The sequence below is a fragment of the Campylobacter troglodytis genome, assembly GCF_006864425.1.
Classification (GTDB): Bacteria; Campylobacterota; Campylobacteria; order Campylobacterales; family Campylobacteraceae; genus Campylobacter_D; species Campylobacter_D troglodytis.
This window is the reverse complement of record NZ_QHLI01000237.1, coordinates 1-522: the sequence shown is the minus strand read 5'-3', so window position 1 is coordinate 522 and position 522 is coordinate 1. Positions and strand designations below refer to the sequence as shown.

General features: G+C 32.8%; 1 pseudogene. It reads right to left on the bottom strand.

Annotation, left to right across the window (positions count from 1 at the left end):
• Window positions 1-71 precede the first annotated feature (71 nt).
• Window positions 72-522 (bottom strand): annotated as a pseudogene (locus DMC01_RS12765) (hypothetical protein); the annotation flags it as partial.

Below are 522 nucleotides of genomic sequence, written 5' to 3'. Positions count from 1 at the left end.
TTCATTGCTTAAAACAACTTTTTTGCTTTCAATTAAGGCAAAAAGAATCTTTAAATGCTTTGAGTTTTTAACTATGAAATCAAGGCTAGTTTGAGAGAGAGAGAGAGTGAGGCTCTTAATTCAAGTAGGGCATCTTTTATGTCTTTGAAGTATTTAAACTCTTTTTTTGCTTCTTTTATATAAGAAAAAAGCTTGAAATACCCTCCCTTGAAGGCTTCTTTGTTTGCTCTAATTAAAGCCGCACCAAGCAAGAAAGAAAGATGCTTTTTTAAAAACACAGCCTCATCATAGTCTTTCAAGCTTTCAAGGGGTTTTCTTTTAAGCTGGGGGAAAACTTTAATAGCCTTTTTATAAAAGGCAAGTTCTTTATAATGCCTTCTTTGTATGAGATAAAGCTTAAAAGGAAGTATTAGAGCTTTTAGAGGCTTAAACTTGCTTTGATTAAAGCTTAGCATTTGAGATCCTAGCTTGTAGGCTAGGGAGTTTTTAATCCTTTCTTTTGCATTCATTTGTGTCCTTTTT